Source organism: Streptomyces sp. NPDC057623, from assembly GCF_042800355.1.
GTDB lineage: Bacteria > Actinomycetota > Actinomycetes > Streptomycetales > Streptomycetaceae > Streptomyces.
Genome location: NZ_JBHVGZ010000025.1, coordinates 1 through 21,105, shown reverse-complemented (window position 1 = coordinate 21,105; position 21,105 = coordinate 1). Strand labels below are relative to the sequence as shown.

Annotated in this window: 20 protein-coding genes; 14 read left to right on the top strand and 6 right to left on the bottom strand. The window is 71.5% G+C overall.

Features of this window, described 5'->3' with window-relative positions:
- Positions 1 to 33: 33 nt before the first annotated feature.
- Genes ACFU95_RS24735 through ACFU95_RS24700 form a run of 8 tightly spaced genes read left to right on the top strand, consistent with a single transcriptional unit; the run spans position 34 to position 7,979 of the window.
- On the top strand, positions 34 to 1,104 hold the full coding sequence (locus tag ACFU95_RS24735; protein ID WP_383831414.1) for a sugar ABC transporter substrate-binding protein: 1,071 nt from the start codon (positions 34 to 36) through the stop codon (positions 1,102 to 1,104).
- Entirely contained in the window at positions 1,101 to 2,702 is a 1,602-nt protein-coding gene (locus ACFU95_RS24730) for a sugar ABC transporter ATP-binding protein (protein ID WP_383831412.1), read from the top strand. The genes ACFU95_RS24735 and ACFU95_RS24730 overlap by 4 nt, the downstream gene beginning before the upstream one ends.
- Entirely contained in the window at positions 2,695 to 3,720 is a 1,026-nt protein-coding gene (locus ACFU95_RS24725) for an ABC transporter permease (protein WP_383831410.1), read from the top strand. Before ACFU95_RS24730 ends, ACFU95_RS24725 begins: the two co-directional genes overlap by 8 nt.
- A 45-nt stretch (positions 3,721 to 3,765) precedes the next feature.
- Positions 3,766 to 5,118 (top strand): L-fuconate dehydratase, encoded by a 1,353-nt coding sequence (locus ACFU95_RS24720; RefSeq protein WP_383831408.1) that lies wholly within the window; start codon positions 3,766 to 3,768, stop codon positions 5,116 to 5,118.
- Complete coding sequence (locus ACFU95_RS24715; RefSeq protein ID WP_383831406.1) at positions 5,115 to 5,870, top strand: SDR family NAD(P)-dependent oxidoreductase; 756 nt, start codon at positions 5,115 to 5,117, stop codon at positions 5,868 to 5,870. The genes ACFU95_RS24720 and ACFU95_RS24715 overlap by 4 nt, the downstream gene beginning before the upstream one ends.
- Positions 5,867 to 6,838 carry an aldo/keto reductase gene (locus ACFU95_RS24710; RefSeq protein WP_383831404.1) on the top strand — a complete coding sequence of 324 codons (972 nt, stop codon included), beginning with the start codon at positions 5,867 to 5,869 and terminating at the stop codon, positions 6,836 to 6,838. The genes ACFU95_RS24715 and ACFU95_RS24710 overlap by 4 nt, the downstream gene beginning before the upstream one ends.
- Positions 6,835 to 7,149, top strand: a complete 315-nt coding sequence (locus ACFU95_RS24705; RefSeq protein ID WP_383831402.1) for an L-rhamnose mutarotase — start codon at positions 6,835 to 6,837, stop codon at positions 7,147 to 7,149. The genes ACFU95_RS24710 and ACFU95_RS24705 overlap by 4 nt, the downstream gene beginning before the upstream one ends.
- Positions 7,146 to 7,979: an amidohydrolase family protein gene (locus ACFU95_RS24700; RefSeq protein ID WP_383831400.1), complete on the top strand. Its 834-nt coding sequence runs from the start codon at positions 7,146 to 7,148 to the stop codon at positions 7,977 to 7,979. The genes ACFU95_RS24705 and ACFU95_RS24700 overlap by 4 nt, the downstream gene beginning before the upstream one ends.
- On the opposite strand, the gene ACFU95_RS24695 is transcribed toward ACFU95_RS24700, so the two are convergent.
- A complete protein-coding gene (locus ACFU95_RS24695) occupies positions 7,967 to 9,388 on the bottom strand; it encodes a lipase maturation factor family protein (RefSeq protein ID WP_383831399.1) in 1,422 nt (473 codons plus the stop codon). The two genes, ACFU95_RS24700 and ACFU95_RS24695, sit on opposite strands and share 13 nt — an antisense overlap.
- A gap of 112 nt (positions 9,389 to 9,500) precedes the next feature.
- Here ACFU95_RS24695 and ACFU95_RS24690 point away from each other — a divergent pair, with 112 nt between their 5' ends.
- The 3 genes from ACFU95_RS24690 (at position 9,501) to ACFU95_RS24680 (ending at position 13,867) form a co-directional block, all read left to right on the top strand.
- Complete coding sequence (locus tag ACFU95_RS24690; RefSeq protein WP_383831397.1) at positions 9,501 to 10,808, top strand: DUF6777 domain-containing protein; 1,308 nt, start codon at positions 9,501 to 9,503, stop codon at positions 10,806 to 10,808.
- Positions 10,809 to 10,896: 88 nt separating this feature from the next.
- Positions 10,897 to 12,972, top strand: coding sequence for a SpoIIE family protein phosphatase (locus ACFU95_RS24685; RefSeq protein ID WP_383831395.1), 2,076 nt, complete (start codon positions 10,897 to 10,899; stop codon positions 12,970 to 12,972).
- Positions 12,973 to 13,003: 31 nt separating this feature from the next.
- On the top strand, positions 13,004 to 13,867 hold the full coding sequence (locus tag ACFU95_RS24680; RefSeq protein WP_383831393.1) for an Fpg/Nei family DNA glycosylase: 864 nt from the start codon (positions 13,004 to 13,006) through the stop codon (positions 13,865 to 13,867).
- A 19-nt stretch (positions 13,868 to 13,886) separates the two neighbouring features.
- Here the strand turns inward: ACFU95_RS24680 and ACFU95_RS24675 are convergent, their stop codons facing one another.
- From ACFU95_RS24675 to ACFU95_RS24665, 3 genes are all read right to left on the bottom strand, one after another.
- Positions 13,887 to 14,540 carry a zf-HC2 domain-containing protein gene (locus ACFU95_RS24675; RefSeq protein WP_383831391.1) on the bottom strand — a complete coding sequence of 218 codons (654 nt, stop codon included), beginning with the start codon at positions 14,538 to 14,540 and terminating at the stop codon, positions 13,887 to 13,889.
- A 151-nt stretch (positions 14,541 to 14,691) separates the two neighbouring features.
- The gene (locus ACFU95_RS24670; protein ID WP_048580100.1) at positions 14,692 to 15,207 is read right to left on the bottom strand and encodes a hypothetical protein; all 516 of its coding nucleotides are present in this window, start codon (positions 15,205 to 15,207) and stop codon (positions 14,692 to 14,694) included.
- 146 nt (positions 15,208 to 15,353) lie between these two features.
- Positions 15,354 to 15,902 carry a sigma-70 family RNA polymerase sigma factor gene (locus ACFU95_RS24665; protein WP_383831389.1) on the bottom strand — a complete coding sequence of 183 codons (549 nt, stop codon included), beginning with the start codon at positions 15,900 to 15,902 and terminating at the stop codon, positions 15,354 to 15,356.
- A gap of 211 nt (positions 15,903 to 16,113) precedes the next feature.
- Here ACFU95_RS24665 and ACFU95_RS24660 point away from each other — a divergent pair, with 211 nt between their 5' ends.
- Positions 16,114 to 17,262, top strand: a complete 1,149-nt coding sequence (locus ACFU95_RS24660; protein WP_383831387.1) for a CapA family protein — start codon at positions 16,114 to 16,116, stop codon at positions 17,260 to 17,262.
- Between the two features lies 1 nt (position 17,263).
- Here the strand turns inward: ACFU95_RS24660 and ACFU95_RS24655 are convergent, their stop codons facing one another.
- Positions 17,264 to 17,737: a MarR family winged helix-turn-helix transcriptional regulator gene (locus tag ACFU95_RS24655; protein ID WP_383831385.1), complete on the bottom strand. Its 474-nt coding sequence runs from the start codon at positions 17,735 to 17,737 to the stop codon at positions 17,264 to 17,266.
- 57 nt (positions 17,738 to 17,794) lie between these two features.
- Between ACFU95_RS24655 and ACFU95_RS24650 the strand changes: the two genes are divergently transcribed.
- Positions 17,795 to 18,616 (top strand): alpha/beta fold hydrolase, encoded by an 822-nt coding sequence (locus ACFU95_RS24650; RefSeq protein WP_383831383.1) that lies wholly within the window; start codon positions 17,795 to 17,797, stop codon positions 18,614 to 18,616.
- Between the two features lie 15 nt (positions 18,617 to 18,631).
- Here the strand turns inward: ACFU95_RS24650 and ACFU95_RS24645 are convergent, their stop codons facing one another.
- Positions 18,632 to 19,093 (bottom strand): universal stress protein, encoded by a 462-nt coding sequence (locus ACFU95_RS24645; RefSeq protein WP_383831381.1) that lies wholly within the window; start codon positions 19,091 to 19,093, stop codon positions 18,632 to 18,634.
- A gap of 88 nt (positions 19,094 to 19,181) precedes the next feature.
- Here ACFU95_RS24645 and lysX point away from each other — a divergent pair.
- A partial coding sequence (lysX, locus tag ACFU95_RS24640) for a bifunctional lysylphosphatidylglycerol synthetase/lysine--tRNA ligase LysX (RefSeq protein WP_383831379.1) occupies positions 19,182 to 21,105 on the top strand: 1,924 nt, incomplete at its 3' end.

The window sequence follows — 21,105 nt, the reverse complement described above, 5'->3', positions numbered from 1 at the left end:
TGTGCTCGAACACGCTCAACGAGGAGCCGCCAGATGCACGGCACTACAGCGCGGAAGCAGAACAGGTCACGGAGGGGGGCAGCAGTGGCCGCGGTCGTCGGCGCCTCGCTCCTGCTCGCCGCCTGCGGCAGCACCAAGGACACCGGCGCCGCGAGCGCCGAAGGCGGCGGCAGCGGCAAGGTCGGGGTGATCCTGCCCCTGCTGACCTCGCCGTTCTGGCAGTCGTACAACGACTACGTGCCGAAGATGGCCGAGTCCGAGGACGTCGACACGCTCAAGACGGTCAACTCCAACAGCGACCCCTCCCAGCAGATCACCGACATCAACAACCAGCTCAACCAGGGCGTGAAGGGCCTCGTCGTCGCCCCGCTGGACAGCGCCGCCATCGAGGCCGGTCTCGACCAGGCGGAGCGCAAGGGCGTGCCGGTCGTCGCCGTCGACGTGGCGCCCGACAAGGGCAAGGTCGCCATGGTCGTGCGGGCCGACAACGTGGCCTACGGCGAGAAGGCCTGCCAGTACCTCGGCGAGCAGATCCCCTCCGGCAAGGTCGTACAGATCATGGGCGACCTGGCCTCCGTCAACGGCCGGGACCGCTCGGAGGCGTTCCGCGCCTGCGTGAAGAAGAACTTCCCCAAGCTGAAGGTCCTGGAGATACCGGCCAAGTGGGAGTCCGACACCGCGGCCTCCAAGCTGGACACCCTCCTGAACGCCAACCCCGACATCAAGGGCATCTACATGCAGGCCGGCGGCGTCTACCTGGCCCCGACCCTGCAGACCCTGAAGTCCAAGGGGATGCTGAAGAAGGCCGGGGAGTCCGGGCACATCACGATCGTCTCCAACGACGGCATCCCGCAGGAGTTCGACGCCATCCGCAAGGGCGAGATCGACGCGACCGTCTCCCAGCCCGCCGACCTCTACGCCCAGTACGGCATGTACTACATCAAGGCGGCGATGGAGGGGAAGAAGTTCGAGCCCGGTCCCACCGACCACGACTCGACCATCGTCAAGCTGCCCAGCGGCATCCTGGAGGACCAGCTGCCCGCCCCGCTGGTGACCAAGGACAACGTCGACGACCCCAAGCTCTGGGGCAACACGGTCAAATGAGTACGGCTGTGATCACACCCCTCGCCGAAGCGCGGGACATCGTCAAGCGGTACGGCCCCACCACCGCCCTCGCCGACGGCCGGCTCACCGTGCTGCCCGGCGAGTCGCACGCCCTCGTCGGCCGCAACGGCGCCGGCAAGTCGACCCTGGTCCAACTCCTCACCGGACTCCAGGCCGCCGACGAGGGCGAGGTCCGCTTCGACGGCGAGCCCGCGCCCCCGCTCGCCGATCGCGACGCCTGGCGCCGCAAGGTGGCCTGCGTCTACCAGAAGCCCACCCTCGTCCCAGAAATGACGGTCGCAGAGAACCTCTTCATCGCCGAAATCCACGCTGCCAGGTCAACGCGGGTGAATCGCAAGGCCGGCCGGGGGTCCGGGGGTTGTCCCCCGGATGAACACAGCATCAACCGGCAGCCGCTCAACCGCGGCTTCATCAGCTGGCGCAGGCTGCGCTCGGCGGCCGCCGAACTCCTCGCCACCTGGGACGTGCACGTCGACCCCGAGGCGCGCACCGCCGACCTCAAGGTCGAAGACCGCCAAATGGTGGAGATCGCGAGGGCGTTGAGCTTCGGCGCCCGCTTCATCATCCTCGACGAGCCCACCGCCCAGCTCGACAACCGCGAGATCGAGCGGCTGTTCACACGCATGCGGGCGCTCCAGGACTCCGGCGTCACCTTCCTGTTCATCTCCCACCACCTCCAAGAGGTGTACGAGGTCTGCCAGACCGTCACGGTCCTGCGCGACGCCCGCTGGATCACCACCGCCCCGGTCGCCGAACTCCCGCGCCGGGCCCTGGTGGAGGCCATGGCGGGGGAGTCCCTGGAAGCCCTCGCCGAACAGGCCGTGGATCCGAGGGACGTCGACCACGACGCCCCCGTCCTGCTCGAAGCCCGCGGGCTCACCTCACCGGCGTATCAGGACATCGACCTCACCGTCCGCCGCGGCGAGGTCGTCGGACTCGCCGGGATCAGCGGCAGCGGCAAGGTCGAACTCGCCGAGTCCTTCGCGGGACTGCACACCCCGACGGGCGGGAGCGCTCGACTGGACGGCGAGCGGCTGCCGTTCGGCGATGTGCGGGCCGCACTCGAGGCCGGCGTCGCCTGTGTGCCCCGGGACCGGCACGACCAGGGCCTGGTCGCGGGCATGACCATCGGCGACAACGCCACCATGAGCGTCCTCGACCGGCTCGGCCGCTTCGGATTCGTCGGCACCGACCGCAGGCGCGGCTTCGCGGGCGCCCTCATCGAGCGCCTCGACATCCACGCCGAGGGCCCCGACCAGCCCGTCTCCGACCTGTCCGGCGGCAACGCGCAGAAGGTCGTCATGGCCCGCGCCCTCGCCTCCGACCCCCGCCTGCTCGTGCTGATCAACCCCACCGCGGGCGTCGACGTGAAGTCCAAGGAGTCCCTGCTCGCCCGCATGGACAGCGCCCGCGAGGACGGCACCTCCGTACTCGTCGTATCCGACGAACTCGACGACCTGCGCCGCTGCGACCGCGTCCTCGTCCTGTTCCACGGCCGTGTCGTCGCCGAGCACCCGGCGGGCTGGCACGACCACGAGCTGATCGCCTCCATCGAAGGAGTGGACAACCATGGCTGACACCAAGGCCCCACCGGCCCTCCCCGTGAAGGTGCCGGACGCCCGTGCCGCCAGGACGGTCCTGCTCCGCCGAGCCCGTGAACTCGCCCTGGTCCCCGCTCTGTTGCTCCTGCTGGTGCTCGGCGCCGTGGTCAACGACTCCTTCCTCACCGAGCGCAACCTGATCTCCATCCTCGGTGCCTCCGCCGCACTCGCGATGGTCGTGCTGGCCGAGTCGCTGGTCCTGATCACCGGCAAGTTCGACCTGTCCCTGGAGTCGGTCGTCGGTATCGCGCCCGCCGTGGGAGCGCTCCTCGTCCTGCCCGCCGCCAGCTCCGGCTGGGGCACCGAACTCCCGGCCGTCCTGGCCATGGCGGCGATCGTCGCGGTGGGCGGGGCCGTCGGGGCCTTCAACGGCATCCTGGTCGTGAAGTTCAAGCTCAACGCGTTCATCGTGACGCTCGCGATGCTGATCGTCCTGCGCGGACTGCTGGTCGGCGCGACCAAGGGCAAGACGCTGTTCGGGATGCCCGAGAGCTTCTACTCCCTCGCCACCACGACCTTCCTCGGCATCCCGATGTCGGTGTGGCTCGCGGCGGCGGCCTTCGCGATCACCGGTTTCGTGCTGAAGTACCACCGCGTAGGACGCGCCCTGTACGCCATCGGCGGCAACGCGGACGCGGCCCGCGCGGCCGGCATCCGGGTCGAGCGCGTGATGCTCGGCGTGTTCGTCGTCGCCGGTGCCCTCGCGGCCGTCGGCGGGATCATCCAGACCGGCTACGTCGGGGCGATCAGCGCCAACCAGGGCAACAACATGATCTTCACCGTGTTCGCGGCCGCGGTGATCGGCGGCATCAGCCTGGACGGCGGCAAGGGCACCATGTTCGGCGCCCTGACCGGCGTACTCCTGCTCGGCGTCGTCCAGAACCTGCTGACACTCGCCCAGGTGCCGTCCTTCTGGATCCAGGCCATCTACGGCGGAATCATCCTGGTCGCCCTCATGATCGCCCGCGTGACGACGGGCCGGGCGCAGGACTGACCCCGCGCCGCCGCCGCACCGACGTCACCTACCGAAAGGCCCTCCGTGTCCCCGACCCCCGGCCCCTCTCGTCGCGTCTCCGCGCTCGAAACCTACGACATCCGCTTCCCCACCTCGCGCGAGCTCGACGGCTCCGACGCGATGAACCCGGACCCGGACTACTCGGCCGCGTACGTCGTGCTGCGCACCGACGCGCCGGACGGGCTGGAGGGGCACGGGTTCACCTTCACCATCGGGCGGGGCAACGAGGTCCAGGTCGCCGCGATCGAGGCGCTGCGCGGACATGTCGTCGGCCGCTCCGTCGACGAGCTGTGCGGCGACCCGGGGACCCTGAACCGCGACCTGATCGGCGACAGCCAGCTGCGCTGGCTCGGCCCCGAGAAGGGCGTGATGCACATGGCGATCGGCGCCGTCATGAACGCCGTGTGGGACCTGGCCGCGCGGCGCGCCGGCAAGCCGCTGTGGCGCCTGCTCGCCGACGCCGACCCCGAGTGGATCGTCCGTCAGATCGACTTCCGGTACCTCACCGACGCCCTCACCCCCGAGGAGGCGCTGACGATCCTGCGCCGCGGCCGGGAGGGCTCGGCGGAGCGCACCGCCCGGCTGCTGGAACGCGGCTACCCCGCCTACACCACCTCCGCCGGCTGGCTCGGCTACGACGACGACAAGCTCACCCGGCTCGCCGCCGAGGCCGTCTCCGACGGCTTCCGGCAGATCAAGCTGAAGGTCGGCGCCGACCTGGAGGACGACGTACGGCGCTGCCGCGTCGCCCGTTCCGTCGTCGGGCCGGACATCCGCGTGGCCATCGACGCCAACCAGCGCTGGGACGTCGACGAGGCGATCCGCTGGACCAAGGCCCTCGCGGAGTTCGACCCGTACTGGATCGAGGAGCCCACCAGCCCCGACGACATCCTCGGCCACGCGGCGATCCGCGAGGCGGTCGCACCCGTGAAGGTGGCCACGGGCGAGCACGTGCAGAACCGGGTCGTGTTCAAGCAGCTCCTCCAGGCCGGCGCCCTCGACGTCCTCCAGATCGACGCGGCCCGCGTCGGCGGCGTCAACGAGAACCTCGCCATCCTGCTGCTCGCCGCCAAGTTCGGTGTCCCGGTGTGCCCGCACGCGGGCGGCGTCGGACTGTGCGAACTCGTCCAGCACCTGTCGATGTACGACTACGTGGCCGTCACCGGCACCACCGAGGACCGTGTCATCGAGTACGTCGACCATCTGCACGACCACTTCCTCGACCCGGTGGTGATCAGGGAAGGTCACTACACGGCACCCACCGCGCCGGGCTTCTCGGCCGCCATGCGACCCGAGTCGATCGCGCGGTACACGTTCCCGGACGGCGCCTTCTGGGCCGCCGACCTCCAGACGCAGCAGAAGGGGCACGCGGCATGAGCGACTTCGACGGTCTCAAGGCGCTGGTGACCGGAGGCGCCTCCGGCATCGGCCGGGCCACGGCCGAACTCCTCGCCGCGCGCGGCGCCCGGGTCGCCGTACTCGACCTGGACCCGTCGTCCGTCGAGAAGCCGTTGCTCGCCTTCCGCGCCGACGTGACCGACGACGCCTCCGTGCGCGCGGCCGTGGCCGCCGCCGTGGCCGACCTCGGCGGACTGGACGTCGTGGTCAACAACGCCGGCATCGGCGCCCAGGGCACCGTCGAGGACAACGACGACGCCGAGTGGCACCGGGTGATGGACGTCAACGTCGTCGGCATGGTGCGGGTGTCCCGCGCCGCCCTCCCGTACCTGCGCGCCTCCCAGCACGCGGCGATCGTCAACACCTGCTCCATCGCGGCCACGGCGGGGCTGCCGCAGCGGGCGCTCTACAGCGCCACCAAGGGCGCCGTCCTCTCCCTCACCCTCGCCATGGCCGCCGACCACGTCCGTGAGGGCATCCGCGTCAACTGCGTCAACCCCGGCACGGTGGACACCCCCTGGGTCGGCCGCCTGCTCGACTCAGCCGCCGACCCGGCCGCCGAACGCGCCGCCCTGGAGGCCCGCCAGCCCACCGGCCGCCTCGTCTCGGCCACCGAGGTCGCGGGCGCCGTCGCCTACCTGGCGAGCCCGCTCTCGGGGGCCACGACCGGCACCGCCCTCGCCGTCGACGGCGGCATGCAGGGGCTGCGCCTGAGGCCGGCGGCCCGGTGAACCGGCTCGGTCGCACCGACGTCGAGGTCAGCCCGCTGTCCTTCGGCGGGGCCGCCATCGGCAACCTCTACACCGAGGTCGGCGAGGAACAGGCGCACCGGGCCGTGTCGGCCGCCTGGGAGGCGGGCATCCGCTACTTCGACACGGCCCCGCACTACGGCCTCGGCCTGTCCGAACGCCGCCTCGGCGCCGCTCTGCGGGAGCACCCGCGCGGCGAGTACACCATCTCCACGAAGGTCGGCCGCCGACTGGAGCCCCTGGCGGAGCCGACGGGCGACGACCTGGCCAACGGTTTCGCCGTCCCCGCCGACCGGCGCCGCGTCTGGGACTTCAGCGCGGACGGCGTCCGACGCACCCTGGACGCCAGTCTGGAACGGCTCGGCCTCGACCGCGTCGACGTCGTCTACCTCCACGACCCCGACGACCACGCCGAACAGGCCTTCCGCGAGGGTTATCCGGCCCTGGAGAAGCTGCGCTCCGAGGGGGTGGTGGGCGCCATCGGCGTCGGGATGAACCAGGCCGAGATGCTCACCCGCTTCGTCACCGACACCGACGTCGACGTGGTGCTGTGCGCCGGCCGCTACACGCTGCTGGACCAGAGCGCGCTCGACGACCTGCTGCCCGTGGCGGTCGAGTGCCACACCTCCGTCGTCGTCGGCGGAGCCTTCAACTCCGGTCTCCTGGCGGATCCGAGGCCGGACGCGACATACAACTACGCGCGGGCGCCACGGAAGTTGCTGGACCGCGCACTGCGCATGAAGTCCCTCGCCGAACGCCACGGCATCACCCTGCGGGCCGCCGCCCTCGCCTTCTGTGCCGCGCACCCGGCCGTCGCGAGCGTCCTCGTGGGCGCCCGGTCGGCCGACGAGGTCCGGGACTGCGCCGAGCAGTTCGCGACGCAGGTGCCGATGGCGTTCTGGCAGGAACTGCTGGAGTCCGGCCTGCTGTCCGACAAGGAGACGCGATGAGAGTCGCCCTGCACACCAAGGTCCGCGCGGACCGCGTCACCGAGTACGAGGCCGCCCACCGCGAGGTGCCGAAGGAACTCACGGACGCCATCCGGGCCGCCGGGGCGACCTCTTGGACCATCTGGCGCAGCGGCACCGACCTCTTCCACGTCCTGGAGTGCGAGGACTACGGGCGTCTCCTCGCCGAGCTGGAGAAACTGCCGGTCAACGTGGTCTGGCAGGCCCGCATGGCCGAACTGCTGGACGTGGTGCACGACTACTCCGACGGGGGCGCGGACGCCGGCCTGCCCGTCGTGTGGGAGCTGCCGTGACGGTCGTCGACGCCCACCACCACGTCTGGGACCTCTCGGTGCGGGACCAGGACTGGATCACCGGACCCGAACTGCGGCCGCTGCGAAGGGACTTCACCATCGCCGACCTCGCCCCCGAGGCGCGGGCCGCCGGAATCGACCGTACCGTCCTCGTCCAGACCGTCACCGTTGCCGAGGAGACCCCGGAGTTCCTGGCCCTGGCCGCCGAGCACGAGCTCATCGCGGGCGTCGTCGGCTGGACGGACCTCACCCGCCCGGACGTCGCCGAGGAACTGGCCCGGCTGCGGGAGCTGCCCGGCGGCCGGTACCTGAAGGGCATCCGCCACCAGGTGCAGGGCGAACCCGACCCGGAGTGGCTGCTGCGTGCGGACGTACGGCGCGGCCTCGCCGCCCTGGCCGACGCCGGACTGGTCTACGACCTGGTCGTGCTGCCGCACCAGCTGCCGGCCTGCGTCAAGGCCGCCGCGGACCACGCCGGCCTCACCTTCGTCCTGGACCACCTGGGCAAACCGCCCATCGCCTCGGGCGAGCGGGAACCCTGGGAGAGGGCGGTCCGTTCCCTGGCCGCCCTCTCCAACACGGTCTGCAAGCTCTCCGGCATGGTCACCGAGGCCGACCCCGCCTCCTGGACGGTCGACGACCTGCGCCCGTACGCCGACGTCGTCCTGGACGCCTTCGGCCCGGACCGGCTGATGTTCGGCTCCGACTGGCCGGTGTGCACGCTGGCGGCGTCGTACGGCCAGGTCCTCGACACGGCACGGGAACTGACCGGCGAGTTCGACCGCCGGCAGATCTTCGGGACGACCGCCACCCGCGTCTACGACCTCTGAGCCACCCCGGCCAGCCGGGTCGGCGGCAGATACTCCCGCACATAGGTCCGCTCCCAGCACGCGCCGGTCTCCCGCAGCTCGCGCCAGGTCGTGTAGCGGTACCGGAAGAGGCGGGCGCGGACATGGCGCGGGGGCGCGTCGGGCGGGAACGGCGAGCGGCGCAGCAGCTTCAGGGTGTCGCGGTCGTTCTCCAGGAGCCGTTCCACCAGCGCGCCGAACCACGAACCGGCGTACGCGGGGGACAGCGCGGCGAACCACATCAGCCAGTCCAGCCGCAGATGGTACGGCGCGAACTGCCGCGGCCAGCGCCGGGGATCGCCCGGCTTGCCCTTGAACTCGTACTCCCGCCAGTCCGATTCCTCCCGCGGCACGTCGTCGGCCGTGCCCTCGACGACCACCTCGTACCGGATCCGGCTGACGCTGCCGAACGCGCCGTAGGTGTTGACCAGGTGGAGCGGGTCGAAGGAGCGGTTCATGACCTGGCGGCGGGAGATCATGTTGGCGACCGGGTGGTAGCTCAGGCCGACCAGCAGCACGGCGACCGCGAGGACCACGACCTCGTACCACAGCGGTGTGGCCGGCACGGACGTCCGATGATCCGGGAACCTGATGGCCGACAGGGCCAGCACGATGGTGATCCAGTTCAGCCAGGAGAAGTTGCCCGACAGGACCAGCCACAGCTGGGTGAGGACCATCAGGGCGGCGGCTGCCGTCGCGACCGGCTGCGGGGTGAAGAGGAGGACGGGCACGACGAGCTGGGTGACGTGGTTGGCGGCCACCTCGACCCGGTGCAGCGGCTTCGGCAGATGGTGGAAGAACCAGCTCAGCGGGCCAGGCATCGGCTGGGTCTCGTGATGGTGGTCCAGACAGGTGAGCTTGCGCCAGCAGGCGTCCCCGCGCATCTTGATCAGTCCCGCGCCGAACTCGACGCGGAACAGGATCCAGCGCAGCAGGAACAGCACCACGACCGGCGGCGCCACCTCGTCGTTGCCCAGGAAGACGGCGAGGAAGCCGACCTCCAGCAGCAGGGACTCCCAGCCGAACGAGTACCAGGTCTGGCCGACGTTCACGATCGACAGGTACAGCGCCCACGGGACCAGCCACAGCAGCATGGCGCCCCAGAGCGGCACGGCGTTGTCCAGCCCGGCCAGCAGCGCCGCCGACACCGCGCAGCCCGACCAGGCGCAGACGGCGAAGAAGCGGTCCGAGTAATGGAGTTGGAACAGGCTAGGGGCCGCCTTGAAGGGCACCCGCTCGACGAAGCGCGGTACGGGCAGCATGCCGCGCTCACCCATCAGCGCCCGGAACTGGAGGGCCGCCGTCAGGAACGCGACGAGATACACGCCGGCCAGAGCCCGCTGGAAGACCAGCCGGCTCGTCCAGTAGTCCGGTGCGATGAACCACTCCACGGCCCGTCCCCTCCTCTCCTCATTGTCGCGCACCACCCGATCCGCGTGACTCTCCGTATACCACCTCTCCACTTGCGTAACCCGAGCGAGTGAAGCAGACAATGGGGGCGAAATGCCCGAGAATCGGCGGGAGGACGCGGTGCGGACACCCACCCGAACCCTCGTCACGGCCTGCGCGCTCTCGGCGGCACTCGTCGTCGCCGGATGCGGTGGCGGCGACGACGAGGAGACGCGAGCGGGCGGCGACGTCCGTCTGCAGCCCGTCGCGGACCAGGGGCCGGACCCCTTCACCGACTCCACGGCGACCTCGACCGGTACCCCCTCGCCGGTCACCCGAACGCCGAGGCCGGCGCACTCGGGCCGGGCCGGGCTCCCGTCCCTGTCCGGCGAGACACCCGGCCTGTACGGCGGCACCCGGGGCGCCGCCAGTTGCGATGTCCAGCGGCAGATCGACGCACTCACCGCCGACCGGGACAGAGGCCGTGTCTTCGCCCAGGCCGCGGGCGTCTCCCAGGGGTCGATCCCCGGCTATCTGCGCGGACTGACCTCGGTCGTGCTGCGCGCCGACACCCGGGTCACCAACCACGGGTACCGCGACGGCATGGGAACCGGCTACCAGTCCGTCCTCCAGGCGGGCACCGCCGTCCTCGTCGACAGCCGCGGGGTGCCACGCGTGCGCTGCGCCTGCGGCAATCCGCTCGCCCCGCCCGTCGACCCGCGCGGCAGACCCGGCACCAGCGGCCACGCCTGGTCCGGGTACCGGCCGAGCCAGGTGATCGTGGTGGCCCCGACGACCCAGGTGATCACCGGCATCACGATCATCGACGTCACCGACAACACCTGGATCGAGCGGCCGACCGGTCATCGCGGCCACGACCGCGACCATGTCGTACGGCCCCCGAAGCCGGTGACCCCGACCCCGGTCCCGCACCCCCACGACAGCGCCTCCGGCACCCCGCCCGGCGAACCCACCTCCCCGCCCGGTTGGCCGGCCGACTGCGTGACCCCGGCGGCCACCCCCACCCCCGGCGCCACCGAGGACGCGCCGCGCAAGACCCCGGCGGGCGTGGCGGAACCGGCTGACACCGCCCCCGCCGGCTGCCCCTCGGCCACCAGCACGGCGCCACCGCCGAAGGCCGACCCCGGCCGCACACCCGCGTCGCCCGCGTCCCCCGAGCCGTCGAAGTCCCCCAAGGCCCCGAAGCCGCCCGATGAGCCCAACCCCTCCGACTCCCGAACGGAACCGGGCACCTCCCCGGACTCCTCGACCTCCCCGGACTCCCGGGAGACCCCGGAGGAGACCGGCCCCGAGGCCGTCCCGGACAGCCCCGACGTGCCCGACGGCGGCGGTCTGTTCCCCGACGACCCCGGCACCTCCGAGAGCGTCTTCGGCAGCCCCACCGACGTCTTCGACGGCTGACCGAAGCCGTGCAGTGGTCATGGAACCGAGCGAAGACAGTTCTGTCACCCCGGTCGAGGAATCCGGCAAACCCTGGCAAGGTGGCCCCATGGTTGATCGGGGAGCGAGCGCCCTGGCACTCCCGGACGACTGGCCCGCCCACCCGGATCCGATCCTGGCGCTCAACCGCATGGGCAGCTTCGACTGGGACCTGGACTCCGGTGTGTTCCACATGGACGCCCAGGCCCACGAGGTCTTCGACCTGCGCCCAGACGAGTACGACGGCAACCCCGCGACGCTCGCGGTCCGGGTCCCGCCGCCCGAGGCCTACCGGCTGGACGGCCTGGTCTCCAAGGCCATGAAGGACGGCAGCGAGAACTACGGCGTCTACTTCCGTATCCGCTGCCGCGACGGCACCCTGCGCTGGACCCACACCCAGGGCTACATCCGCCGGGACGAGACGGGCCGCCCGCGCCGCATCATCGGCATCGTCCGGGACGCCACCGAGGAACTCGCCGAGAGCGAGGAGCGGCGTGAGCAGGCGGCCGAGGACGAGGCACGGCGCCAGCAGACCAGCGTCGTCCAGCTCACCACGGCCGCCCTCGCCCACGCCCGTACCGTCCAGGACGTGATCGACGTCCTCAAGGACACCCACGGCCTGAGCAACCTCGGTGCCACCAGCCTCGTCATGGGCCTGGTCGAGGCCGGCCGTATCCGGCTGGTCGCCGAGGGCCCGGCGGGCAGCTTCGTGCCGGGGACCCTCGTCACCCGGATCGACGAGCCGTACCCGATGAGCGAGGTCGTACGGACCCTCAGCCCGCGCTTCATCGAGTCGCCGGAGGAGTTCGCGGACAGCTATCCCATCCTCTGGCCGCACATCACCGACCTGCACATCACGGCCGCCGCCTACCTGCCACTGATCGCCCAGGCCCGGCCGATCGGCGCCATCGGCCTGCTCTACAGCGACCGCGGCGGCTTCTCCGCCGAGGACCGCAACGTGCTGGTCGCCCTCGGCAGCAGCATCGCGCAGAGCCTTCAGCGGGCCATGTTCTACGAGCAGGAGAAGGACCTCGCCACCGGACTCCAGCAGGCCATGCTGCCGCGCACCATCCCGAGCGTGCCCGGCGCCGACGTCGCCGTCCGCTACCGCTCCGGCTCCCTCGGCCGGGACATCGGCGGCGACTGGTACGACCTGATCCCGCTGCCGGGCGGCCGGGTGGGTGCCGTCATCGGCGACGTGCAGGGCCACGACACGCACGCGGCCGCCGTCATGGGCCAGCTGCGTATCGTCCTGCGCGCCTACGCCGCCGAGGGGCACACCCCGGCCACGGTGATGGCCCGCGCCTCCGTGTTCCTGCATGAGCTGGACACCGACCGCTTCGCGACCTGCCTGTACGCGGAGGCCGACCTGTCCACCGGCGTCGTCCAGGTGGTCCGGGCCGGCCACATCGACCCGCTGCTCCGCGAGCCCGGCGGCGTCTGCCGTCGCGTCCCGGTCGAGGGCGGGCTGCCGCTCGGTCTGTCCGCGGAGTTCGGGCGGCTCGAATACCCGGTCGGCACCATCGAGCTGGATTCCGACCACACCCTGCTGCTGTGCACCGACGGCCTGGTCGAACAGCCCGGCGCCGACCTGGACGACGGCATGCAGACCCTCACCGCGCTCATCGCCACCGGCCCGCGCGACGTACGGGACCTCGCGGACCGCCTCATCGACGTCGCCGAGGAGCGCGGCGGTGACGACGACGTGGCACTGCTCCTGCTGCGCCGCCGCGTCCTGGACGCCCCGCAGGCCGGCGGCCGCCTCCAGCAGCATGTCGCCCCCGGCGACCCGGAGGCCCTCACCGGGGCCCGGCACATGATCCGCGCCGCCGTGCGCGCCTGGAGCGCCGGCGACCGGGCCGACGAGATCGAGCTGGTCGCCGACGAGCTGATCACCAACGCCCTGATGCACACCGAGGGCTCCGCCGTGGTGACCCTGCGGGTCCTGGCGGGCTCCGAACGCCGGCTGCGCGTCGAGGTCGAGGACTCCTCCAGCGCCCTGCCGCGCCGCCGGGAGGCGGGGGAGTCGGGCGTCTCCGGCCGCGGCTTGCTCCTCGTCGACCTGCTCACGGACGTGTGGGGCGTGGAGGCCCGGGGCGGGGGCAAGGCGGTGTGGTGCGAGTTCGTGGTGCCGGAGCGGAGCTGAGGCTGTCGGTGCCGGGTGGCACTCTGGACGTATGCCGGAACTCCCCGAGGTCGAAGCGCTCAAGGACTTCCTGACCGAGAACCTGGTCGGCCACGAGATCGTCCGCGTGCTGCCCGTCGCCATCAGCGTCCTCAAGACGTACGACCCGCCGGTCAGTGCCCTGGAGGGCCACGAGGTCACCGCGGTGCACCGCTACGGCAAGTTCCTCGACCTGGAGACGGCCGACGGCCCCCGACTGGTGACCCACCTGGCCCGCGCGGGCTGGCTCCACTGGAAGGACGAACTCCCCAGCGGCATGCCCCGCCCCGGCAAGGGACCGCTCGCGCTGCGCGTCGCCCTGGAGACCGGCGCGGGCTTCGACCTGACGGAGGCGGGCACCCAGAAGCGCCTCGCGGTGTACGTCGTCCAGGACCCGCAGCAGGTCCCCGGAGTGACCCGGCTGGGCCCCGACCCGCTCGCCGACGACTTCGACGAGGCGCGTTTCGCGGCCCTGCTCAAGGACGAGCGCCGCCAGATCAAGGGCGCCCTGCGCGACCAGAGCCTCATCGCCGGGGTGGGCAACGCCTACAGCGACGAGATCCTGCACGCGGCGAAGATGTCCCCGTTCAAGCTGGCGGCCACCCTGACACCCGAGGAGACGGCCCGGCTGTACGCGGCCCTGCGGACGACCCTCACCGAGGCGGTCGAGCGCTCGCGCGGGGTGGCGGCCGGACGCCTGAAGGCCGAGAAGAAGAGCGGGCTGCGCGTCCACGGCCGTACCGGCGAGCCCTGCCCGGTCTGCGGTGACACCGTCCGCGAGGTCTCCTTCAGCGACTCCTCGCTCCAGTACTGCCCGACCTGCCAGACGGGCGGGAAGCCGCTGGCGGACCGGAGACTGTCGCGGCTGCTGAAGTAGCGGGCGGTGACTGCACGGCTCACCGGGGCTGGAGCGTCACCAGGTGCTCCCCGCCCGCCGTTCTGACCTCGTAGCGGACGATCTCGTCCGCGTGCATCGCCGAGGCACCCGTCATGGTGTTCTCGCGGGAGCCGTGGTCGGCGGCGTGCCAGCTGGTCACGGTCTCCTCCGAGCCGTCCCGGCCGACGGCGATCAGATGACAGGGGCGCCGGCCCGATCCGTCCTTCACCTTCAGCCGCACCTGGCTGCCGTAGGCCTCGTTCTCGGTGGTGACCTGGGCCCACACGCCCGAGCGGGCGTCGGTCGCCTGGACGACCTGCGCGGCCTGGTCGTTCCCGCTCGCCATCATGGCGACCCCGGGCCCGGCGAGGGCGATCACCACCGAGGCGGCCACGGCGTACAGGGTGCGCCGGCGCCGGGCGCGATGGCGGGCCGCCACCGTGTCGAGCAGCCGGTTCAGCAGCTGCGGGCCCGGCTTGGTCATGGGGTGCACGAACCGGGGCGTGGCCCGCCGGTACAGCATCAACTGGCGGGTGATGGGCCCGAACTCGGTCACGTGTGCCGCGCAGCGGGGGCACTCCATGAGGTGGTCCTCGAAGCGGAACGCCTCCGCCTCGTTCAGCACGCCGAGCGCGTACGCGGCGACGTCGCGATGCCTCTCCAGGGACCTCATGCCGAATCCTCGTGCCGTTGGGTGTGGGGTGTGTTACTCCTTGCGCCCACAGGTACGCACCAGGCAGTCGAATCACTCAAGCCACGTACAGAATCGCAACCGAGGGATTCGGAGCCGCCCGGGCCGAGGATTGGTCCGAGGGGAGAAGAACTTAAAAAAGATGGATGGCGAGGTGCCCGAGCGGCAGACCGAGCTGCCACGCCGGCGTCCACACCTTCGGTCCCTCGTCCTCCCCGACCAGCGCGCCGCCGCCCGGCACCGCGTTCAGATCGGGGGCGAGCAGCTCGGTCTCCTGGAGCCAGCGCCAGGCCGCCTCGGCCAGCTCCAGGTCGGGTGCGGGCCCGCCGGACTCGACCGCCTCGGCCGCGAGACCCGCCATGCGTTCACGCACCCACTCCTGCCACGGCTGGTCGTAGGCCGTCAGTGACAGCCAGGTCTCCAGCTGGGTGACGACCCGGATGCCGGAGAGCTCGCCGTCGGTGTCGGACAGGAAGATGGTCAGCGCCAGGGCGTCGCGCCCGGCGCGGAACTCGAAGGACGTCGGCGGCATGAGATCGCCGGTCCGCAGCAGCTCGTCGGCGATGTACTCGGCGTACAACCAAGCCATGGGGACGGTGAGTTCACCGCCGCCGGTGCCGTCCGTGCTCTCTTGACCTCTGTGCAGCATCCCTTCCTGCCTTCCTCCGGTGAGTGCGTCGCCCTACCCCGGGGCCTTGGGCCCTGGCCCAATCCGGAACACGGATGAGGACAGCCGATTACTCAACCGGGGTGTTCAGCAAGGCGCTTTACGGAGGTTTGACTCAGCCATTGGTTTCACCGCAGGTCGGCCGCGTATCCCGGAAGCACCCGGCGCAGGGCTCGCAGCGCGTAGTACGCGCGGGACTTCACCGTACCGGGCGGGATCCCCAGGGCCTGCGCGGCCTCCGCAACACTCGCCCCTTGGAAGTACACGAGCACCAGGACTTCACGGTGCTGGGGAGTGAGTGTCTTCACAGCCTCGCGCACATCGAGCATCTCCGCGGCCCGTTCGGCATGATCGGAGATCACCCGCGCGTTCTCCAGGATCGCGTCCCCGACCTCCGGCGGCCGCGCCTGCCGCGCCCGCCGCGCGTCGATGGCGAGCCGCCGCCCGACGGTCATCAGCCACGGCCGTACGGAGTCGAAGTCGTCGGCGCGCAGTGCCTCGGGATGCTGCCAGGCGCGCACCAGCGTCTCCTGGACGAGGTCCTCGGCTCGCTGCCGGTCACCGTCGCAGAGGCGGAGCAGGAGCGCGAAGAGGGGCCGGCCGTGCTCCCGCTGCAGTGCGGCGAGCTCGTGCTCGGCGGTCGTCGTCCCGTGGGTGAGGGTGGTTCCGGCCGTCATGGCCGTATGGCATCGCAGGCGACGGCCGCCGGGACAGGGCACGCACACGGATCTGCGGCGGACGGTCGATCGCGTCGGCGAACGGTTCGACGAACGGTTCCTTCCGCCTACGGGGGGCGCCGGACGGGCTAACGAAAGTGGCCGGATTGTTTGCGGGCGGGTAGGGCTTCGTACCTATTGATCCGTATATACGACCACAAGGGGTGAGCCGATGATCGCACGTAGTCGACTTGTGGCCCTCGCTGCGACGGCCGTTCTCGCGGCAGGCGCCGCCTGTCAGGCCCAGAGCCGGGATGCCTCGGGGCAGGCGGGCCCGTCCGGCAAGGCGCCGCGCGGCTTCACGCTCGTAGCCTCCGGCGACGTCCTACCGCACACTTCGATCATCGAACGCGCGCGTTTCGACTCCGGGGGCACGGGATACGACTTCCGTCCGATGCTCGCCGGTGCCAAGTCCGTCGTCTCCCGCGCCGATCTGGCGCTGTGTCATATGGAGACGATCTACGGCGTGAAGGGGAAGTACTCCGGCTATCCCCTCTTCAAGTCCCCGCCCGAGGTGGCCGAGGGGCTCGCCGCCACCGGCTACGACGGCTGCTCCACCGCCTCCGACCACAGCCTGGACGACGGCGCCGCCGGCATCCTGCGCACGCTGAACGCCCTCGACGAGGCGAAGGTGCGGCACGCGGGGACGGCGCGCACCGACCAGGAGGCCCGGACCGTCACCGTGCTGCGCGCGGGCCCGGCCAGGATCGCGCACCTCGCGTACACCTCCGGCGTCAACGGCACGCCGCTTCCGCCGGAGCAGCCCTGGGCGGTCAACCTGGTCGACGAGAACAAGATCAGGGCGGACGCCCGGGCCGCCCGGAAGGCGGGCGCCGACGTGGTCGTCGTCTCGCTGCACTGGGGCACCGAATGGCAGGACACCCCGGACGACGAACAGGTGACCCTGGCACGCGGCCTCACGGCCGCCCGCACCGGCGGCCGCCCCGACATCGACCTGATCCTCGGCACCCACGCCCATGTCCCGCAGGCGTACGAGAAGGTCAACGGAACCTGGGTGGTCTACGGCATGGGCGACCAGATCGCCGGTGCGATGTACAACGACCAGGGCGTACAGGACCCGCGCGGCAACCAGTCCACCCTCGGCCGCTTCACCTTCTCCCCGCCAAAGCGTGCGGGCGGTCGGTGGGAGGTGTCGAAGGCCGAGTTCGTGCCCCAGCTGTTCGACATCGACGCCGGCCGGGTGGTCGACCTCAACCGGGCGCTCGCCAAGGGGGCCGACGTGCGGGGCGTCCGGGACCGGATCCGGGACGTCGTGCTGAGCCGGGGGGCGGGGAAGGACGGGCTCACGATGGGGGAGTAGGTCAGTCCGGGTCGACGTGGTCGAAGGTCTTCAGCATCTCCTTCAGTACGCGCGCGCACGCCTGGAGTTCGCTCCCGGTCAGATCGCCGCCGACCTGCCGGTTCAGGGCGTGCTCGCGCGCGAGGATCGCGGTGATGACGGCCTCGCCCTCGGCTGTGATCCGGATCAGTGAGGACCGCTGGTGTGCGGGGTTGGGGATGGCCTCGGCCCAGCCCCTGGCCACCGCGTCGTTGGTCATGCGCTGCACGAACTGCCGGGTCAGCGTCATGAGCCGGGCCATCTGGGGCACCGTCATCGGCCCGTACCGGTGCAGCAGGACCAGAACGGAGCGCACGCCGACGGACACCCCCTCGACCTCCTCGCCCTGTTCGAGCTTGCGCAGTCCGCGCCGGTAGAGCGCGCCGATCAGGTCGAACACCTCGCTGACCTGGTGGCCGAGTGCGTCGGGCGGCAGCGGTGCGTCGATGTCGTTCACCCGGCCATCATGACACCTCGGTTGCCAAAGTCGCCGGAAGATGACACCTTGGTTGTCATGACAGTTGCTTCGGAACTGAGCCGCTTCACGTCCACCGACGGAGATCTCGCCTACCTCGACACCGGCACCGGAACCGGGGACCCCGTGGTCCTGCTCCACTCCGGGTACGTCGACCACCGCGTCTGGCACGCCCAGATCCCGGCCCTCGCCGCCGACCACCGCGTGATCGCCCTGGACACACGCGGTCACGGAGCCTCCGCCAACGCCTCGATGCCCTTCCGCTGGGCCGACGACGTGGCCGGGCTGCTGCGCCACCTCGACACGGGGCCCGTCGTCCTGGTCGGCCTGTCGATGGGCGGGCTGATCGCCACCAACACGGTGCTGGAGTACCCGGAGCTCGTCCGCGCGGTCGTGACCTGCGGTGCCGCGACCGGAGAGTTCCAGTACACGGATCCCTGGACCCGCGAGCTCCAGGCCGAGATGGCGCGCAGGCTGGCGGCGGGGGACGTCGCGGGCTGGCTCGACGCCTTCGTGCGGGTGCTACCCGGCGAGCACCGGTCCGTCGACGACGTCGACCAGGGCAGCCTGGGCCTGCTGCGGGAGATGGCAGGCGGCACGCTGGCCAAGCACACGCCCGGCGAGAAGGACTGGTTCGTGCCCGTGACCGACACGTTCGCCCGGGCCTCGGAGATCGCCGTCCCGCTGCTCACCCTCAACGGCGGCCTGGAACCCGCCGACATGCTCGCAGCGGCCGACCGGCTCGCCGCCACCGTCCAGGACGGCCGCACCGAGGTCGTCAGCGGCGTCGGCCACTACCCGAACCTGGAGAAGCCGGAGGTCTTCAACCGGATCCTGGCCGATTTCCTGCACACCCTCTGACACACCGTCACCCGGCTACGGCACCACCGTCACCGGCCACCGCCCCGCCTTGACCAAGCGCACGGCGACGGAACCGACGATCCGGTGCCCGGCCTGTTCCGAAGCGCCCACCACCACCGCGTCGGCCTTGAGGTCGTCCGCCGCCTTCACCAGACCGTTGTAGGGGTCGCCCGGGAAGGTGTGGAACTCCCAGCGGACTTCGAATATCCCCTTGAGCCGCTCGGTCGCGTCCCTGATCTGGGCGATCAGGTCCTCGGCGATCTCGTCGGTCGTCTCCGCGACCGGCGCGCCGAGGGCCGCGCCCGCCGTCATCACCGGCCGCACGTACACGACGGCGAGCAGCGCGTGCTGCCGTCGCGCGAGACCACCGGCGTACGCCGCCGCGCGCAGCGAGGAGTCGGAGCCGTCCACCCCGACCACGATGACCTTGGGCCCGTCCGTGCCCCGCTCGAACTGGTGCGAGTGCTGTTCCGTCACGGCAGGGAGGCTATCGGAAGCCCCAGGTCCCGCCGTCGGGCAGGACGCTCGACGGGCGAGGAGGCCGCGGTCTTCCTAGAGTCGGAACATGAGTGCCACCGTGGAGGCCACCCGGGAGAAGAGCGCCAAGGGCCCGATACGGTCGCCCCGGCACAGCTTGCTGAGCAGGGTGCCGGAGGGCTTCGCGACCTTCTTCGGCGCCCTGGGACTGCTCTGCGTCCTGCTGGCCTTCATCCCGCCGCTGCGTACCGCGCTGCGCCCCGTCGTGCGCGCCCTCGACCAGATCATCGTCCCGGTCAGCGCCAACCTGGCCTACGCCGTCTTCCTCTTCCTGCTCGCCGCCGCGACGGCCGCCCGCAAGAAGATCGCCTGGTGGCTGGTCGTCATCTACCTCGGACTGCTGGTCCTGAGCGACGTGCTCGGCACGGTGTTCGGCGACTACGCCGACTCCGTGCCCTCCCTCATCGTGTGCGGCCTCGCCCTGGCCCTGCTGGTCGTCGCCAGGGGCGAGTTCTACGCCGCCTCCCGCCGCGCCGCCGTACGCCGGGCCCTCGGCGTCCTCGTCGTCGGGCTCGCCGTCGGGATCCTGATCGGCTGGGGACTGGTCGAGCTGTTCCCCGGCACCCTGCCGCAGAGCCAGCGGCTGGCCTGGGCCGCCGACCGGGTCTGCGGCGGTCTCGTTTCCGGCACCTCCTACGACGGACGCCCGCCCCGCCCCCTGTACTTCGTGCTCGGCCTCTTCGGCGCGCTCGCCCTCCTGAACGCCGCCGCGACGCTGTTCCGCTCACAGCGCATGGAGGCCGCCCTGCACGACGACGAGGAGGCCCGCATCCGCGCCCTGATCAAGGCGTACGGCGGCCAGGACTCCCTCGGCTACTTCGCCACCCGGCGCGACAAGGCCGTCGTCTTCTCACCCAGCGGCAAGGCCGCCGTCACCTACCGCGTCGAGGCCGGCGTGTGCCTGGCCAGCGGGGACCCGGTCGGCGACCGCGAGGCATGGCCGCACGCCATCGCCGTCTGGCAGGACCTGGCCCGCCGCTACGCCTGGGTGCCCGCCGCGATGGGCGCCTCCGAGGACGGGGCCACGGCCTACGCGCGCGCCGGACTCGGCGCCCTCCAGCTCGGTGACGAGGCGATCCTGAACGTCTCGGACTTCGACCTCGACGGCCGCGACATGCGGGTGACCCGGCAGGCCGTCCACCGCGTCCGCCGCACCGGCGCCCACTGCCGTATCCGCCGCCACTCCACCCTCACCGAGACGGAGATGGAGGAGGTGCTCGGCAAGGCCGACGCCTGGCGCGACACCGAGACCGAACGCGGCTTCTCCATGGCCCTGGACCGCCTCGGCGACCCGGCCGACGGCGACTGTCTCCTCGTGGAGGCCCTCGGCGAGGACGGCGAACTGCTCGCCCTGCTCTCCTTCGTGCCCTGGGGCAGGGAGGGCGTCTCCCTGGACCTGATGCGCCGTGACCGCGGGCGCGCCCCCAACGGCGTCATGGAGTTCATGGTCGCCGACCTGTGCGCGGCCGCGCCCAAGATGGGCATCCGCAGGATCTCGCTGAACTTCGCCGTGTTCCGCTCGGTCTTCGAGGAGGGCGCCCGCATCGGCGCCGGACCCGTGCTGCGGCTGTGGCGGCGCCTGCTGCTGTTCTTCTCCAAGTGGTGGCAACTGGAGGCCCTCTACCGCTCCAACGCCAAGTACCAGCCACAGTGGTTCCCGCGCTTCATCTGCTACGGCGAGGCGGCCTCCCTCGCCCGGATCAGCCTCGCGTCCGGCATCGCCGAGGGATTCGTCTCCGTACCGTCGCTGCACAAACTCCGCAGAAAAGGGCACCCGCGAGGCGGGCCGCGTCCTGCGACCACCGAAGGACTGCCCACGCTGGCGGCGCTCGGCCTCGACGGAGGGGACGAGGCCGGGGTCGCCGGGCCGGATGCGGGCCTGCCGGAGCCGGTCCGCACCCTGCACCCCACCCCCGACCGGGTTCGCGCCGACGGCGGTGACCCCCCCCCGG

Coding starts and splice junctions, on each gene's coding strand:
- ACFU95_RS24735 (WP_383831414.1), top strand. CDS start 34: ATGCACGGCACTACAGCGCGGAAGCAGAACAGGTCACGGAGGGGGGCA.
- ACFU95_RS24730 (WP_383831412.1), top strand. CDS start 1,101: ATGAGTACGGCTGTGATCACACCCCTCGCCGAAGCGCGGGACATCGTC.
- ACFU95_RS24725 (WP_383831410.1), top strand. CDS start 2,695: ATGGCTGACACCAAGGCCCCACCGGCCCTCCCCGTGAAGGTGCCGGAC.
- ACFU95_RS24715 (WP_383831406.1), top strand. CDS start 5,115: ATGAGCGACTTCGACGGTCTCAAGGCGCTGGTGACCGGAGGCGCCTCC.
- ACFU95_RS24705 (WP_383831402.1), top strand. CDS start 6,835: ATGAGAGTCGCCCTGCACACCAAGGTCCGCGCGGACCGCGTCACCGAG.
- ACFU95_RS24690 (WP_383831397.1), top strand. CDS start 9,501: ATGCCCGAGAATCGGCGGGAGGACGCGGTGCGGACACCCACCCGAACC.
- ACFU95_RS24685 (WP_383831395.1), top strand. CDS start 10,897: ATGGTTGATCGGGGAGCGAGCGCCCTGGCACTCCCGGACGACTGGCCC.
- ACFU95_RS24680 (WP_383831393.1), top strand. CDS start 13,004: ATGCCGGAACTCCCCGAGGTCGAAGCGCTCAAGGACTTCCTGACCGAG.
- ACFU95_RS24675 (WP_383831391.1), bottom strand. CDS start 14,540: ATGAGGTCCCTGGAGAGGCATCGCGACGTCGCCGCGTACGCGCTCGGC.
- ACFU95_RS24670 (WP_048580100.1), bottom strand. CDS start 15,207: ATGCTGCACAGAGGTCAAGAGAGCACGGACGGCACCGGCGGCGGTGAA.
- ACFU95_RS24665 (WP_383831389.1), bottom strand. CDS start 15,902: ATGACGGCCGGAACCACCCTCACCCACGGGACGACGACCGCCGAGCAC.
- ACFU95_RS24660 (WP_383831387.1), top strand. CDS start 16,114: ATGATCGCACGTAGTCGACTTGTGGCCCTCGCTGCGACGGCCGTTCTC.
- ACFU95_RS24650 (WP_383831383.1), top strand. CDS start 17,795: ATGACAGTTGCTTCGGAACTGAGCCGCTTCACGTCCACCGACGGAGAT.